Origin of the sequence: Kineococcus sp. TRM81007, assembly GCF_022669155.1 — a bacterium.
GTDB lineage: Bacteria > Actinomycetota > Actinomycetes > Actinomycetales > Kineococcaceae > Kineococcus.
Map to the genome: position 1 here is coordinate 47,163 of NZ_JALBVB010000033.1, position 14,994 is coordinate 62,156.

Sequence of the window (14,994 nt, forward strand, 5' to 3'; positions counted from 1 at the left end):
ACGGCCAGCTTGGCGGCCCGGGCGGCGGCGGGCACCCCGGGGACGACGAAGGCCCCGGTCGAGATCGACCGGGGCCTTCACCCTGTGCGCGAGGGGGGAGTTGAACCCCCACGCCCTTTCGGGCACACGGACCTGAACCGTGCGCGTCTGCCTATTCCGCCACTCGCGCAGACAGGTAGAACCTTAGCAGGTGCACGAGGCCTCCACGGACACCCCCGTTCCGCCGAGGGGGCCGACGAGCCCCGCGCAGCTACGATGCGGGGGCCGGTGCAGCAGGGTCCGACGGAGAGGGGGCGGCGCGTGGGAGTGCTCGACCGGTTCGAGCGCGGGGTCGAACGAGCCGTCAACGGCGTCTTCGCCCGTGCCTTCCGCAGCGAGGTGCAGCCGGTGGAGGTCGCCAGCGCCCTGCGCCGCGAGCTCGACGACCGCGCCGCCGTCCTGGCGCGCGGGCGCACCCTGGTGCCCAACAGCTTCATCGTCGAGCTCGGCCGCACCGACCACGACAAGATCGCCTCCTGGCAGGACACGCTGGCCGACGAGCTCGTCGCCGCCGTCACCCAGCACGCCGAGAAGCAGCGCTACTCGTTCGTCGGCCCCGTGCGGGTGGACTTCCACGAGGCCGGCGACCTGGAGACCGGCGTCTTCCGCGTCCTCAGCTCCACCGTGAAGGGGCGCGTGGCCCCGGCCACCGGCCGCACCTCCACGGCGGGCCGGCCGCAGCTGGAGGTGGACGGTCGCGGCTACGTCCTGACCGAGGCCGTCACCGTCCTCGGCCGCGGCTCGGAGGCCGACGTCGTCGTCGACGACCCCGGCGTCTCCCGGCGGCACGCCGAGGTCCGCGTCGGCGCGTCCGGAGCGCGCCTGGTCGACCTCGGCTCCACCAACGGCACGTTCGTCGACGGGGAGAGGATCTCCTCCACCGACCTGTTCGACGGCACCACGATCACCCTCGGGCGCACCCGCGCGGTCTACCGCGCGGCCCGTCGCGACGAGGGCTGGACCTGAGGAGCCCGTGAGCGAGCTCACCCTGACCGTGCTGCGGCTCGGCCTGCTGGCCCTGTTGTGGCTGTTCGTGCTCGCCGTCGTCGGCGTGCTCCGCACCGACCTGCTCGGCACGCGCGTCACCGCGCGCCGCACCGAGCGCCAGCGCGGCCGGCAGCGCCGCGCCGAACCGCCCCCCGAGGCGCCCGCGCCGCGCCGCGAGCGCGCCACCCTCGTCGTCGTCGAGGGTTCGCTGCGCGGCACCACCCTCGCCCTCGGCCAGTCGCCGGTGCTCATCGGCCGCGGCGCCGACTGCACCCTCGTGCTGGACGACGAGTACGCCTCCACCCGCCACGTGCGCATCACCCCCGCGCCGGACGGCGCCGGCTGGCTCGTGGAGGACCTGCAGTCCACCAACGGCAGCTACCTCGGCCGCGACCGCCTGAGCACGCCCGTGCCCTTCGAGCCCGGCACGCCGCTGCGCATCGGGCGGACCGTCCTCGAACTGCGGAGGTGAGCGGACCGTGGCCATCGCCCTGCGCTACGCCGCCCGCTCCGACGTCGGGCTGGTGCGCTCCACCAACCAGGACTCCGGGTACGCCGGTCCGCACCTGCTCGTCGTCGCCGACGGCATGGGCGGGCACGCCGGCGGGGACGTCGCCTCCTCCCTGGCCGTCGGCGAGCTCGCCTCCCTCGACGGGGAGGCCCACGGCAGCGACGACGCCGCGGAGCACCTGCACCACGCCCTGGACGCCGCCAACGAGCAGCTGCGCCGCCGGGTGGCCGACGAGCCGGAGCTGGCCGGCATGGGCACCACCGTCACCGCGGTGCTGCGGGCCGGTTCCCGGCTGGTCCTGGCGCACATCGGTGACTCGCGCGGGTACCTGCTGCGCGACGGGCGGCTGACCCAGCTCACCCGCGACCACAGCTACGTGCAGTCGCTCATCGACGAGGGCCGCATCAGCGCCGAGGAGGCCGAGCGCCACCCCCAGCGCTCGGTGATCATGCGGGTGCTCACGGGCCGCGACGACGACACCGCCGACGTCTCGGTGCGCGAGGCGCGCCCGGGCGACCGCTACCTGCTGTGCTCCGACGGCCTGTCCGGCGTCGTCAGCCACGAGACGCTGGAGCGGACCCTGGCCGCCGGCGAACCGCCGGACGCCACCTGCGAGCGGCTCGTGGAGCTGGCGCTGCGCGGCGGGGGCCCCGACAACGTCTCCTGCGTGGTCGCCGACGTCGTGGAGCTCGGCGGCGGCCCCCCGCCCTCGACGACGCCGCAGGTGGTCGGCGCGGCCGCGTTCCACCGGCCGCGCCGCTCCAGCGCCGCCGGCACCCCGGCCGCGCGCGCCGCGGCCCTGCGCACGGCCGGCGCGGACGACGACGACCAGGAGGACGACGATCCCGGCGCGGGTGCGCGGGGGGACGAGCAGCGCCGACGGCGCGCGCGGTGGCGGTGGATCGCCGGGCCCCTGCTGCTGGCGGTGCTCCTGGCGGCCGGCGCGTGGGGCGGGTGGCGCTGGAGCCAGCAGCAGTACTTCGTGGGCGTGGACGGCTCCCGCGTCGCGCTGTTCCAGGGGCTGACGCAGGACATCGGGCCGGTCGGCACCTCCAGCGTCGTGGAGCGCACGGACATCGCCGTGGCCGACCTGCCCAGCACGTACGCGACGCTGGTCACCGGGCGCATCAGCGCCTCGGGGATCGGCGACGCCCGCGAGACGATCGCGCAGCTCGAGGAGATCGCCGCCGACTGCCGGGCCGCCGCCCAGGACCCGGCGCCGTCGCCCACCGGGCAGCCCACCGCCGAGCCCACCGCCGAGCCCACCGCCACCAGCGCGGGCACGGGCGCGGCGGCCGCCCCGCTCACCGCCGCCGCGGCGGCGAGCACGACCAGCGCGCCGGACGCGACCACCCCGGGAGCGGAGCCCACCGGCGACGCGCCCGCCGAGGACTGCGGAGGGGTCGGCTGATGGCCACCGTCCTGCCCGTGTACCCGACCACGCGCCGCAACGTCGAGCTGGTGCTCGTCGTCGCGGCCGTGCTCATCTCCTGCGGGGCGTGGGCCGTCGTGGGCCTGACCGAGGACGGTTCCCTGCCGGGCGGGCTGTTCGCCCACGGCGGTGGCCTGGGCGCTCTCGCGGTCGTCCTGCACCTGCTGCTGCGCTGGCGCGCCCCGCACGCCGACCCGGTCCTGCTGCCGGTGGCGACGCTGCTCAACGGGATGGGCCTGGTGATGCTGCACCGCCTGGACCTGTCCGAGGGCACGTCCGCGGCGTCCCGGCAGTTCATCTGGTCGGCGCTGGGGATCGCGGCCGCCGGCGCCGTCGTGGTCGTGCTGCGCGACCACCGGGTGCTGCGCCGCTACACGTTCACCGCGATGGTCACCGGCCTCGTCCTGCTGGCGCTGCCGCTGCTGCCCGTGCTGGGCAAGGAGATCAACGGCGCGCGGATCTGGGTCGGGATCGGGCCGCTGTCCTTCCAGCCGGGGGAGATCGCCAAGATCGTGCTGGCGGTGTTCTTCGCCGGCTACCTCGTCGTGCACCGCGACGCGCTGTCCCTGACGGGGCCGAAGGTGCTGTTCCTGCGCCTGCCGCGCGCCCGCGACCTCGGGCCGATCCTGCTGGCGTGGGCGGTGAGCGTGGGCGTCCTCGTGCTCCAGCGCGACCTGGGGACGTCGCTGCTGTTCTTCGGGCTGTTCGTGGCGGTGCTGTACGTGGCGACCGAGCGGGTCAGCTGGATCGTCATCGGCCTGGGCCTGTTCGTCGCCGGTGCCGTGTTCGCCGCCACCACCATGTCGCACGTGCGCAGCCGCGTGGACATCTGGCTGCACCCCTTCGACGCGGACAACGCCGACAGCGCCTACCAGCTGCTGCAGGGCCTGTACGGCATGGCCAGCGGGGGGCTGCTGGGCACCGGCCTGGACCGCGGCCGGCCCGACATCGTGCCGTTCGCCAACTCCGACTTCATCTACGCCTCCTTCGGCGAGGAGCTCGGCCTGGCGGGGCTGTTCGCGCTGCTGCTGCTGTACGCGGTCCTGGTGGAGCGGGGGATGCGCACCGCCATCGGCGTGCGCGACGGGTTCGGCAAGCTGCTCGCCGCGGGCCTGGCGTTCTCCGTGGCGCTGCAGGTGTTCGTGGTCGTCGGCGGCGTCACCCGCGTCATCCCGCTGACCGGCCTGACCACCCCGTTCCTCGCCGCCGGCGGCTCCTCGCTGGTGTCGAACTGGATCGTCGTGGCGCTGCTGCTGCGGGTCTCGGACCTGGCGCGCCGCCCGGCGGCGGAGGTGCGCAACGGCCCCGAGCCGGGCGACACCGGCGTCACCCAGGCGGTGAGGATCCCGTGAACCGCCCCCTGCGCAGGCTGTCGGCCGTCGTCGCGTTCCTGTTCTTCGCCCTGTTCGCCTCCACCACGTGGATCCAGTTCCTGCGCGCCGGCGAGCTGAACGCCATGCCGGGCAACAGCCGCCAGCTGTACGCGGAGTTCGGCCGCGAGCGCGGCCCGATCCTCGTCGGCGCCGGTCAGGCGGTGGCCGCCAGCGTGGAGGTGGAGGACCCGGACGACCCGTACCGGTTCCTGCGCCAGTACCCCGCCGGGCCGGTGTACGCACCCGTCACCGGCTACTACTCGGTGCGCTACGGCACCGCCGGCATCGAGCGCGCCGTGAACGACGTGCTCTCCGGCACCGCCGACGAGCTGTTCTACCGGCGCCTGGCGGACCTGCTCACCGGCGAGGACCCGGTCGGCGCCTCCGTCACGCTCACGCTGGACCCCGAGGTGCAGCAGGCCGCGTGGGACGCCCTGGACGGGCGCAAGGGCGCCGTCGTCGCGGTCGAGCCGTCCACCGGCGACGTGCTGGCGATGGTGTCCAGCCCCACCTACGACCCCGACGTGCTGGCCACCCACGACGCCGCCGCCGCCGAGCAGGCGTGGCAGGCGCTGATCGCCGACGAGGACGACCCGCTGGTGAACCGGGCGGTCGACGCCCTGTACCCGCCGGGGTCCACCTTCAAGCTGATCACCGCCGCGGCGGCGCTGGAGAGCGGCGACTACACCACCGACACGTCCGTGGCCGGGCCGCGGGAGCTGGACCTGCCGCAGACCGACAACACGCTGAGCAACGACGAGGGCACCGCGTGCGGGCCGAACGACCAGGTGAGCCTGCTGGACGCGCTGCGCATCTCCTGCAACACCGCGTTCGGGCAGCTCGGCCTCGACCTGGGCGCCGGGACCCTCGACGCGCAGGCGCGGGCGTTCGGCTTCGAGCAGCCCCTGTCGACCCCGCTGCCCGTGGCGGAGAGCCAGTTCCCCGAGGACGCCGCCGGGCCGCTGCTGGCGTACGCCGGCATCGGGCAGGGGGACGTGCGGGTCACCCCGCTGCAGGTGGCGATGGTCTCCGCCGCCATCGCCAACGGCGGTGTCGTCATGGAGCCGAACCTCGTCGCGAACGTGCGGGAGGCGAAGACCCTCGACGTCATCGCCGAGCCCGCCCCGCAGGAGGTGGGCCGCGCCGTCAGCGCCGACACCGCCGACGCGCTGCAGGAGATGATGCGCGCCGTCGTCGAGTCCGGCACCGGCACGCGCGCGCAGGTCGACGGCGCCGTCGTGGGCGGCAAGACCGGCACCGCGCAGCGCGGCGAGGGGCAGGTCCCCTACGCCTGGTTCACCTCGTGGGCGCGCGACGAGGAGGGCGACGACCGCGAGGTGGCCGTCGCCGTGGTCATCGAGGACGGCGGCTCGGTGGACAGCGCCTACGGCGGCCGGCTGTCGGCGCCGGTGGCGAAGCAGGTCATGCAGGCGGCGCTCGATGGCTGAGCGGCGGGCGAACGCGGGCGCCGCGGTGGACGAGGGACGACGGGGACGGGGAGCGCAGTGACGGACGCATCGACCAGCGGGGGCAGGGCGCCGCGCCTGCTCGGCGGGCGCTACGAGGTCGGCGCCCTGCTCGGGCGCGGCGGCATGGCGGAGGTCCACGTCGCCCGCGACGCCCGGCTCGGGCGGGTGGTGGCGGTGAAGCTGCTGCGCTCGGACCTGGCGCGCGACCCGTCGTTCCAGGCGCGCTTCCGCCGCGAGGCGCAGGCCGCGGCCGGGCTGAACCACCCCTCGATCGTGGCGGTGTACGACACCGGCGCCGACCAGGTCTCCGAGCACGGCGGCGCGCCGGTGGACCTGCCGTGGATCGTCATGGAGTACGTGGAGGGCCGGACGCTGCGCGACATGCTGCGCACCGACCACCCGCTGTCCACCACGGAGGCGCTGTCCATCACCGAGGGCGTCCTGGGGGCGCTGGAGTACAGCCACACCAAGGGCATCGTCCACCGCGACATCAAGCCCGCCAACGTGATGATCACGCCGGCGGGCGAGGTGAAGGTGATGGACTTCGGCATCGCCCGCGCCATCAGCGACTCCTCCGCCACGCTCACCCAGACGTCCGCCGTCATGGGCACCGCCCAGTACCTCTCGCCGGAGCAGGCGCGCGGGGAGACCGTCGACGTGCGCAGCGACCTGTACTCCACCGGCTGCCTGCTGTACGAGATCCTCACCGGCCGGCCCCCGTTCACCGGCGACGCGCCCGTCGCGGTGGCGTACCAGCACGTCTCGGAGCAGCCGAAGCCGCCGAGCGTGCTGGCGCCGGCCGTCCCGCCGGCCGTGGACCAGGTCGTGCTCATGGCGCTGAGCAAGGACCGCGAGCACCGCTACCAGAGCGCCGCCGACTTCGCCGACGACCTGCGCCGCGCCGTGGAGGGCCGCCCGCTGCGCGGCGCCAGCTTCGCGCCGACGGGTGCGCCGACGAGCGCGGTGCCGACGGCGGACCCGACGACGACGCTGCCGGCGGCCGGGCCGCCCACCGCCGCGACCCGCGTCACCCCCGCGGTGCCGCCAGGGCCGCCGCCCGGGGCCGCGGGCTCCGGCGGCACCGGTGCCCTGCCGCGCACCGGTCAGCCGGACGAGGACGAGCGCAAGCGGCGCTGGCCGTGGGTGCTGCTGGCCCTCGTACTGCTCGGCGGCATCGGCACGGCCGGGTACGCGCTGCTGCAGCAGGACGGCGGTGGCCCCGGCCCCTCCGCCACGTCGTCGCCCACCGCGGTGGACGTGCCGCAGGTCGTGGGCGTCCCGCAGGAGGAGGCGGAGGACCTGCTGGAGCAGGCGCAGCTGGAGCCCGCCGTGGTCGAGGAGGCCAGCGACACCGTCGCCGAGGGCGACGTCATCAGCAGCGACCCCGCGCCCGGGCAGTCCGCGGCCATCGGTTCCACGGTGACCCTGACGGTCTCCACCGGGCCGGCGGCCGTCACCGTCCCCGACGTGACGGGCTTCAGCCAGGACGACGCCCGGGCGGCGCTGCGCCAGGCCGGGCTGGACCCCGGTTCCGCCCAGCCCACCGACGAGGACCCCGACGCCGAGCCCGGCACCGTGGTGCGCACCGAGCCCGCCGCCGACGCGAGCGTCGAACGGAACACCCCCGTGACGATCTACATCGCCAGCGGGCAGGTCGAGGTGCCGGACCTGACGGGGATGACGCTGGAGGAGGCGCAGGCCGAGCTCAACGGCCGCAACCTCAACGTCAACGCCCGCACCGACCCGGAGGCGGAGGGCGAACCGGGCACGGTCGTCAGCCAGACCCCGTCGGCGGACGCCACGGTGGACGCGGGCTCCTCCGTCGAGGTGGTCCTGGCACCGGAGGAGGCGGCCACGCCCACGCCGACGGCCAGCCCGACGCGGACCTCCACGGGCACGGCCAGCCCGACGTCCGAGGCGACGGGCAACCCGTCCAGCGCCGCCACCCGCAACAGCGGTCGCGGCAACGGCAACGGCAACGACGGGAACGGCAACGGCGGGAACGGCAACGGCGGGGACGACGAGTCCGAGGACACCGCCGCCGGCGCTCCCACCGAGGAGGAGTGATGCGACTGCTGCACCTGTCCGACACGCACCTGATGGCCCCCGGCGGCCTGCACGGCGGCGGGCGGGTCGACACGACCGCCGTGCTGCGGCACGTGCTGGCCTCCCTGTCCGGCGTCGGCCCGCTGGACGCCGTCGTCGTCTCCGGCGACGTGTCCGACGACGGCTCGGTGCACTCCTACGAGACGGCGCGCGACCTCGTGGGGGGCTTCGCCCGCGAGCACGGCGCGGCCGTCGTCGCGTTCGCGATGGGCAACCACGACCTGCCCGGGCCCTTCGAGCAGGTCCTGGGGCCGGTGCGCTCCGTGCACGACGCCGGTGGCTTGCGCCTGGTGGTGCTGGACAGCTCCGTGCCGCGGCACGGACACGGGGTGCTCACCGACGAGCAGCTCGGATGGCTGCGCGGCGTGCTCGCCGATCCGGCACCGCTCGGGTCGGTCGTGGTGGTGCACCACTCCCCGCTGCCGGCGCCGACGGTGCTGCACGAGGGGCTGAAGCTGCAGGAACCGCAGCGGCTGCTGGACGCGACCGCCGGCACGGACGTGCGCGTGGTCCTCAGCGGGCACTACCACCACCCCTACGTGGCGACGCTGCCCGGCGGGACCACCGCGGTCGTGGCGCCCGGTGTCGCCAACCGCACCGACGTGCTCGTGGAGCACGGCTCGGAGCGGGTGCTGCGCGGTTCCGGCGCGTGCCTGGTGGACGTCGACGAGGCCGGGGTGCGGGTCACCGTCCTGTCGGTGGCCGCCCCCGGCGACGGTGAGGAGCTGTTCGTCCTGGGTCCGGACGTCGTGCAGCGCATCCTCGACGCGGAGGGCGCCCCGGCGCGCTGACCGGGACGCCCCCGCGCGACGGTGTCAGGAGGCCGTCGGGTCCGGCGGCACCTCGCGCTCACCGGCGGCGATGCGCGAGGTGGAGTTCAGCCGCGCCTGCTCACCGGCGGTGCGCGCGTCCTCCGGCCCCTCTTCACTGGGCACGGAGCGGACCACCTCCTGCGCGTTGTCGTAGTCCGCCAGCGGCAGGGTCCGCAGCGCCTTGAGGACGTCCTCGCTCGCGCCGCTCGCCTGCGCGACGGCGATCAGGGCGTCCTTGCCGGCCGGGTAGTCGGCGTCGCGGACGGCGTGCAGGACTTCGTCGTTCGTTGCCATGCCTGAGCCGTACCCGCGGCCGGCGGGATCGACACCCCCGCCCGGGAGCGGGACGAGCGGCCCACCACCTCGGCGAACCCCGGCCCGCGATGCCGCCGGTGTCCCGGGGTGACGACGGTGAGGTCGTGCGCGAACCGGAACTCACGCAGGGGGCCACCCGCCGGGCAGTTGGATGCTCCAGCGCATCCGTGCCTCGGAGACCGGGTCGCCCATGCCTGCGGCCGGGGTCGATGCTGCTCACGAGCATCGAATCGTCGCGCGAGCACTTCGCTGTCACCTGCCCGTACAGCGATCCCACCTAGCGTTGTAGCGACATGACGACCCGTTGCCCTGGCGTTCAGCCCAAGTTGCCGGTGAAGAGAGCTCGCTCGCCGGAGTAGCTGGTGTCTCCGCACGAAGAGGAGAGCAGGAACTGCTTGCCTGCGTAGGCCTCCGCGATCACGTACTGCGTCAAACCCTCCTTGGTGGCTCCCGCCAGCATCGGGCCAGTGATGCCGGAGTAGTGGTCGCCTGCGTAGAGGCGGAGGGCTTCTTCGTCGTTGCCGTTGACCACGGACAGGGACCCAGCGCAGCCACTGGGCTCCAAGGTGCCCGGGAAGTCGGCCGGCACCGAGACGGTGTAGCGGAGGCCGATGTCGGAGTCTGCGGGCTGGCTGATGCCACAGGAGCCATCACCACACCAGTCCTGCGTCTGGTCGAACGTGCCGTAGTCCTCGACCTTGTAGGTCACGGTGATGCCACTGGCCCAGGTGTAGGTGCCGCCGTCGATGGGCTGCGGCGCCTCACTGGCGGGGGAGGCGGCGGTGCCCCCTTCGCCCTCCTCGAGCTCCGTGCAGTTCTCGGTGTACTGCGCCATCGTGATGCTGGGGTCCTCGCAGTTGATCTCCGTGGCACTGGGCACCGGCCCAGCCGCGTTGCCTCCGGGGCCGTTGGAGCAACCAGCAAGGGCGAGCAGGGCGGCTGCCACCGCAGGAGCGGCGAGCAAGCTCGGGCGCATGAGCGGATCTCCGAGAGGTAGTGGCCACGCGAGGACCGTTGTCCTTGCGCAACAGCGGACGGTAGCCCGCTGAGCACCCGCTGGGTGAGCCCTTGACCAATTCGTCACGCTGAGCGGGTGGAGCTGCGCATGACCGCCGTGTACGCGAACTACGTGCTCGCGCCGGCCAGCCACAACGGCCAGGACGTGCGGACGGTCCCGTTGGACACCTTCGACCCGGTGGACGCCCTGGACCTGCTGGAGATGGGGTTCGGTGACCCCGGCCGGCAGGGCGGCTTGGACAGCGAGGCGCTGGACACGGCGTTGGAGCGCCACGGCTGGCAGCGGCCAACCCCTTGGAGCCAGGGCCCCGGGGGCCCACGGCGACGGTTCGGCGGGTCGAGGAGGTCTCAACGGTGTGGTCAGACCCTGGACGGTCGCCATGCCATGCAGTAGGACAGCGACCATGCCGCGCCGAGGACACCAGGGCGTTCCGATGAACGGGGTCGTCACCCGCAAGTCGCTCAAACCGAAGCCCGAACTGCCGCCCGTGGACCCGCGCACGCTCGACGCCGAGTCGCTCAGGAGGCGCCAGGCGTACCTGGAGGAACAGCGTCAGCGTCAGGAGCGCGCGTCTCAGCAGCCGGCGCAGCGAGCTGAGCCGCGAGCGATGAACATGGACGAGGCCTTCCGCCCAGGCCCGCACCCGCCAGCGCGGGAGCGAGGTAGCCCCCTGGGTCCCGCCCGCCAGAAGGGCGTCGTGCCCTCCAAACGCAAGCCGACGCGCAGGGAGAACGGGCTGTGACCGACGAGGACCTCACTGACGAGCAGCGCAGCTGGCAGCCGGCCGACTCGGTGGAGGCCGTGGCCCAGTGGCCCAACGCCTCCAAGGTGGAGAACTGGTCGGGCGTGCTGGTCTTCTACGCGCCCGAGGAGTGGGACTGGCGCTCAGTGGCGCTGGCGGCGCGCACCTACCCGGGAAGGCGGGTGGAGCTGGCCGACGCGGGGCAGCTGACAGTGGATCTGCGCTGACCGGTCAGCGTGAGCTGCGCTGCTGGCACTCAGAAGACCTGGCCTACACGCCGCCCAATCGGTAGCCACGGTGAAGTCAGTCGTGCTGCCACGACGCAGCAGCTCCCCGTCCCTGAGGTGGTCGGCGCCGTACTGCCAGCTCACACCGGCCTGCTCGGCCAAAGCGTGGTCAGCGACCTCCACCGAGCCGGTCAGGTCCGCGGCTGCGCCAGCGCGGCGGCGGTGCGCATGACGTGCTCGCGGGCGCCGGCCTTCAGCAGCGCGACCACCAGAGCCTGGACGCGCTCCAGCCAGGTTCGCAGGTCGGGCTCCACGGCCATCGAGGGTGCGTCGATCGTCTCAACCCGGGCATCTACCGGCTCGCCGCCGCTGTCGCCACCGGTTGAGCTTCAGCACGTGGATCTTCACCACTGGGGCCCAGGATTCTGGCGCCGGTGTCCCGGGGTGACGTGCTCGCTCGTGCACCGCCACGGGGTTCGCCGTCGTCGCCGGCTCAGCGTGCGGACAGGTGCGGGGCGGGGCGGCCCAGGGCGAAGCCCTGGCCGTGGTCGCAGCCCATCCGGCGCAACTGCTCGTGCTGCTCGCTGGTCTCGATGCCCTCGGCCGTCACGTGCAGGCCCAGGTCGTGGGCGAGGTCGATGACGTGGGCGATGATGATCCGGCCCGTGCGGGTGCTGGTCATGCTCTGCACGAAGGACTGGTCGATCTTCACCACGTCCACGGGCAGCTGGTGCAGGTACGCGAGCGACGAGAAGCCGGTGCCGAAGTCGTCGACTGCCACCTGCACACCCAGGGCGCGGACCTGGCGCAGGACCTCGGCCACCTCGCTGAGGTCGGTGATGAAGCTGGCCTCGGTGACCTCCAGGCACAACCCGGCAGGGGCCACGCCCGCCTCGTGCACCGCCCGGCGCAGGGAGGGCAGGAAGTCGGGGTGGTGCAGTTCGCGCGGTGAGGCGTTGACCGCCAGCCGGAACCCCGCGCCCGAGCGCACCTGCTGCACGCCGACCCCGTCGATCCCACCGACCCCGTCGATCCCACCGGCTGCGAGGGCTTGCAGGGCTTGCAGGGGTTGCAGGGCCTGGCAGGCGGTGGCGGTGACCCAGCGCCCCAGGGCGCTGATCTGCCCGGTCACCTCGGCGGTGGGCAGGAACTCCTCCGGGCCGAGCAGCCCGCGCTGCGGGTGCTGCCAGCGCACCAGGGCCTCGGCGCCGGTGGTGGCGCCGCTGCGCAGGTCGATGACGGGCTGGTAGTGCAGCCGCAACTGCCCGACCTCCAGCGCCGTGCTCAGCTCCGCCTCGATCTGCAGCAGCGTCGGCGGGACGGTGGCGGCGCGGCGGTCGTTGACGGCGATGCGCTCCCCGGTGCCTGCCCGAGCACCTGCCTTGGCGTCGTACATGGCGGTGTCGGCCGCGTGCAGCAGCGACTCGGCGCTGTCGTGCTCCAGGGCGTACGTGATGCCGATGCTGGCGGAGATGCGCACGACGTGCCCGTTCACCCGGATCGGCTCGTCCAGCGCCTTCAGCAGGCGCGCGGCCAGCCGGCTGGCGGTGCCCACCGGGCGCTGCTCGGGGTGCTGATCGGCGGCCAGGACCACGAACTCGTCCCCCGACAGCCGTGCCAGCGTGTCCCCCGGGCGCAGCGCAGCGTGCAGGGCGGTGGCCACCCCGATCAGCAGGCGGTCCCCCGCTGCGTGGCCGTAGGTGTCGTTGACCTGCTTGAAGCGGTCCAGGTCGACGAACAGCACCGCCAGCGTGCCGTCGCTGCGCGAACCGGCGGCCAGGGCCTGCTCCACGCGGTCCAGCAGCAGGACCCGGTTGGGCAGACCCGTCAGCGGGTCGTGCAGGGTCTGCACCCGCAGCGCGTCCTCGGCGGCCCGGCGGGTGGCGCGCTCGCGGGCGTGCAGGACGTAGTTGGTGGCCACCTCCGCCAGCAGCCGCGCCGCGGCCAGGTCCTCCTCGCCCAGGTTCAGCGGAGCGCGCGAGTACAGGTCGAGCACCCCCCACACCCGCCCCCGGGCGATCATGGGCACCGCGGTCACGGAGGAGAAGCCCGCCGCCAGGGCGGCCGAGCCGAAGCGCCGCCAGCGCGTCTCCAGCGTCAGGTCCGGCACCGCCACGGGCTGCTCGCCGGCCAGGGCCTCCAGGCAGGGTCCCTCCCCGACCCGGGTCTGCACCCGCTCCAGCGCCGCCAGGTCCGCCGGGTCGGCGTGGGCGAAGTGCAGCCGCTGCTCCTGCAGCAGGGAGACCCCCGCCCCGTGGACCGGCAGCACCGCCGGCACCCGTTCGCACAGGCGCCCCAGCACCTGCTCCACGTCGAAGTCACCCAGCAGGTCGTGCGTGAAGCCGGCCAGCACCTGCGCCAGACCCATCCGGTGCCCCGCGACGGGAGTGGCGGTGGCGCTCTCGGGCGCAGCGGCGCCCGCACCGCCGCCCCCCGCCCCGGCCGAGGAGTCCACCGGTGAGCCCGCGGCGTCGGTGCGCCGCGACGTGGCCGATCCCCCGGCCTTCCGCCGCGCTGCGAGCTCATCGGGCTGTCCCGGTGCTGCGTCCACGCGCCGACGATGGCACGCACGCAACCGGCCGGAGAGCGGTTCGCGCCTTTTCGACGCCCCCGGGACACCACCACCGCTGAGCCCGCCACGGGTCCAGGGCTTCGCAGCCCCGGTGAACACGTCGTCGTGCCCGGACGTCGCCGCACCGGGGGACGCTTCGACCGGCGACCCCTCGCCAGGTCCCTGGTGGACCGGCCCTGAACGACCTGCGAGGGCCGGCGTCGTGGCTGCCGGCCCTCGCAGGTGCTGCTCCTCGGACCCGCCCGGTCGCACGCACGGCGACCCGCGGGGTGGGGATCAGTGAGCGGTGGTGGTGGTGGTCGTCCGCAGGTCCTTCTTGCGGGGCCAGAACTTGGCCCCCACCAACCCACCGGCCGCGGCGGCGATGAACGTCAGGCCCAGGCCCAGCACCGCGTAGGAGGCGGCGGACTGCGCCGTCTCGCGGGCCTGGTCCTGGTCAGCCGCGGAGACGTCCGGCACGTCGGAGGCGTCGACCCCGGAAACCGCGTTGGAGACCGCCGCGGGGTCGATCAGCTGGGAGGCGATGTTGCCCGCAGAACCCAGGAGCGCCCCGCCGCCGAGCAGGGTCAGGGCCAAGAAGGCCACGATGCTCAGGGCCCACACGAGGATCCCGTGCAGCAGGCCCGAGCTCAACCCGCGCCACATGGCGGTCGCGGCGGCGGTCAGGCCACCGAGGAACAACGCGCCCAGGGCGATGAGCCCCGTGACGACGCCGCCGGTGGTCCCCGAGACCCCGTCGGAGTCGAGGACTCCGAGAGCGAGGAAGATCATCGTGCCGAGCAGGAAGGTGGGGAGGGCCACGACGACCCCCGCCCACACCGGGCCCCAGCGCACCTGGTCACCGCGCTGGGCCGGGACGTTGACGTTGATGTCGTGGTCCGCAGCGAGGGCCGGACCGCTCCGGTGGACGGAGAGGCGGTCCTCCGCCGTGGTGGTGGAGTGCTCGCCCTCCGCCGCGGTGGCGCCGGTGAACTGGCTCGACCTGCTCGTGCCGGCGTCGTGACTGGGTGTGCTCATGGTTTTTCTCCTCGTGCTTGTCGTGTTGGTCTCGTCCAGGCCTGCGGAGAAGTGCTACGAGCCGATCAGGGCAGTGGTCGGTGCAAGCGGGTCGAGAAACATCCTCGGGGGGCAAGGACGTGGGAGCGACTCGAAAACGGCTCCTGCACGATTCCGCGGACCCACGCCCGTGCCGCTGACGGAACTCGGCACTCGTCTCACGACCGGTCGCCCCTGAGGCGCGTCCAGCTCCGATCAGCGTTGACCGGTGCCGGTGGTGCGGTCAGGGACCGGCCCAGGCGACGAGCGCTCCCGCAACGAGGTGGAGCGGTGAGCACGGGCCCGCACCGGGCGGCCGGAGCACGGGCCCGCACCGGGCGGCCGGAGCACGGGCC

At 74.2% G+C, this 14,994-nt stretch carries 15 protein-coding genes and 1 tRNA gene; 10 read left to right on the forward strand and 6 right to left on the reverse strand.

Annotated features, from left to right (window positions below; translation table 11 throughout):
* Window positions 1-85: 85 nt before the first annotated feature.
* Window positions 86-169: transfer RNA gene (locus MN205_RS03715), tRNA-Leu, on the reverse strand.
* Window positions 170-300: 131 nt separating this feature from the next.
* Between MN205_RS03715 and MN205_RS03720 the strand changes: the two genes are divergently transcribed.
* Genes MN205_RS03720 through MN205_RS03750 form a run of 7 tightly spaced genes read left to right on the forward strand, consistent with a single transcriptional unit; the run spans window position 301 to window position 8,708 of the window.
* Window positions 301-1,005 (forward strand): DUF3662 and FHA domain-containing protein, encoded by a 705-nt coding sequence (locus tag MN205_RS03720; RefSeq protein ID WP_242124425.1) that lies wholly within the window; start codon window positions 301-303, stop codon window positions 1,003-1,005.
* Between the two features lie 7 nt (window positions 1,006-1,012).
* Complete coding sequence (locus tag MN205_RS03725; protein ID WP_242124427.1) at window positions 1,013-1,498, forward strand: FHA domain-containing protein; 486 nt, start codon at window positions 1,013-1,015, stop codon at window positions 1,496-1,498.
* Between the two features lie 7 nt (window positions 1,499-1,505).
* A complete protein-coding gene (locus MN205_RS03730; protein ID WP_242124429.1) occupies window positions 1,506-2,948 on the forward strand; it encodes a Stp1/IreP family PP2C-type Ser/Thr phosphatase in 1,443 nt (480 codons plus the stop codon).
* A complete protein-coding gene (locus tag MN205_RS03735; protein WP_242124431.1) occupies window positions 2,948-4,321 on the forward strand; it encodes an FtsW/RodA/SpoVE family cell cycle protein in 1,374 nt (457 codons plus the stop codon). The genes MN205_RS03730 and MN205_RS03735 overlap by 1 nt, the downstream gene beginning before the upstream one ends.
* Window positions 4,318-5,790, forward strand: a complete 1,473-nt coding sequence (locus MN205_RS03740) for a penicillin-binding protein 2 (protein WP_242124432.1) — start codon at window positions 4,318-4,320, stop codon at window positions 5,788-5,790. The genes MN205_RS03735 and MN205_RS03740 overlap by 4 nt, the downstream gene beginning before the upstream one ends.
* Window positions 5,791-5,847: 57 nt before the next feature.
* Window positions 5,848-7,878 (forward strand): Stk1 family PASTA domain-containing Ser/Thr kinase, encoded by a 2,031-nt coding sequence (gene pknB / locus MN205_RS03745; protein WP_242124434.1) that lies wholly within the window; start codon window positions 5,848-5,850, stop codon window positions 7,876-7,878.
* Window positions 7,878-8,708 carry a metallophosphoesterase gene (locus MN205_RS03750; protein WP_242124436.1) on the forward strand — a complete coding sequence of 277 codons (831 nt, stop codon included), beginning with the start codon at window positions 7,878-7,880 and terminating at the stop codon, window positions 8,706-8,708. The genes pknB and MN205_RS03750 overlap by 1 nt, the downstream gene beginning before the upstream one ends.
* Before the next feature lie 24 nt (window positions 8,709-8,732).
* Here the strand turns inward: MN205_RS03750 and MN205_RS03755 are convergent, their stop codons facing one another.
* Both MN205_RS03755 and MN205_RS03760 read right to left on the reverse strand, forming a co-directional pair.
* Window positions 8,733-9,023, reverse strand: coding sequence for a DUF2795 domain-containing protein (locus MN205_RS03755; protein ID WP_242124438.1), 291 nt, complete (start codon window positions 9,021-9,023; stop codon window positions 8,733-8,735).
* Between the two features lie 337 nt (window positions 9,024-9,360).
* On the reverse strand, window positions 9,361-9,990 hold the full coding sequence (locus MN205_RS03760; RefSeq protein WP_242124439.1) for a hypothetical protein: 630 nt from the start codon (window positions 9,988-9,990) through the stop codon (window positions 9,361-9,363).
* A gap of 147 nt (window positions 9,991-10,137) precedes the next feature.
* Between MN205_RS03760 and MN205_RS03765 the strand changes: the two genes are divergently transcribed.
* Genes MN205_RS03765 through MN205_RS03775 form a run of 3 tightly spaced genes read left to right on the forward strand, consistent with a single transcriptional unit; the run spans window position 10,138 to window position 11,031 of the window.
* A complete protein-coding gene (locus MN205_RS03765) occupies window positions 10,138-10,455 on the forward strand; it encodes a hypothetical protein (protein WP_242124441.1) in 318 nt (105 codons plus the stop codon).
* 40 nt (window positions 10,456-10,495) lie between these two features.
* Entirely contained in the window at window positions 10,496-10,804 is a 309-nt protein-coding gene (locus tag MN205_RS03770; protein ID WP_242124443.1) for a hypothetical protein, read from the forward strand.
* Entirely contained in the window at window positions 10,801-11,031 is a 231-nt protein-coding gene (locus MN205_RS03775) for a hypothetical protein (RefSeq protein WP_242124446.1), read from the forward strand. The genes MN205_RS03770 and MN205_RS03775 overlap by 4 nt, the downstream gene beginning before the upstream one ends.
* A 191-nt stretch (window positions 11,032-11,222) precedes the next feature.
* On the opposite strand, the gene MN205_RS20220 is transcribed toward MN205_RS03775, so the two are convergent.
* From MN205_RS20220 to MN205_RS03785, 3 genes are all read right to left on the reverse strand, one after another.
* A complete protein-coding gene (locus tag MN205_RS20220; RefSeq protein ID WP_255817826.1) occupies window positions 11,223-11,345 on the reverse strand; it encodes a hypothetical protein in 123 nt (40 codons plus the stop codon).
* A 179-nt stretch (window positions 11,346-11,524) separates the two neighbouring features.
* On the reverse strand, window positions 11,525-13,582 hold the full coding sequence (locus tag MN205_RS03780) for an EAL domain-containing protein (protein ID WP_242124448.1): 2,058 nt from the start codon (window positions 13,580-13,582) through the stop codon (window positions 11,525-11,527).
* 297 nt (window positions 13,583-13,879) lie between these two features.
* Window positions 13,880-14,620, reverse strand: coding sequence for a hypothetical protein (locus MN205_RS03785; protein WP_242124450.1), 741 nt, complete (start codon window positions 14,618-14,620; stop codon window positions 13,880-13,882).
* Window positions 14,621-14,994: the final 374 nt, after the last annotated feature.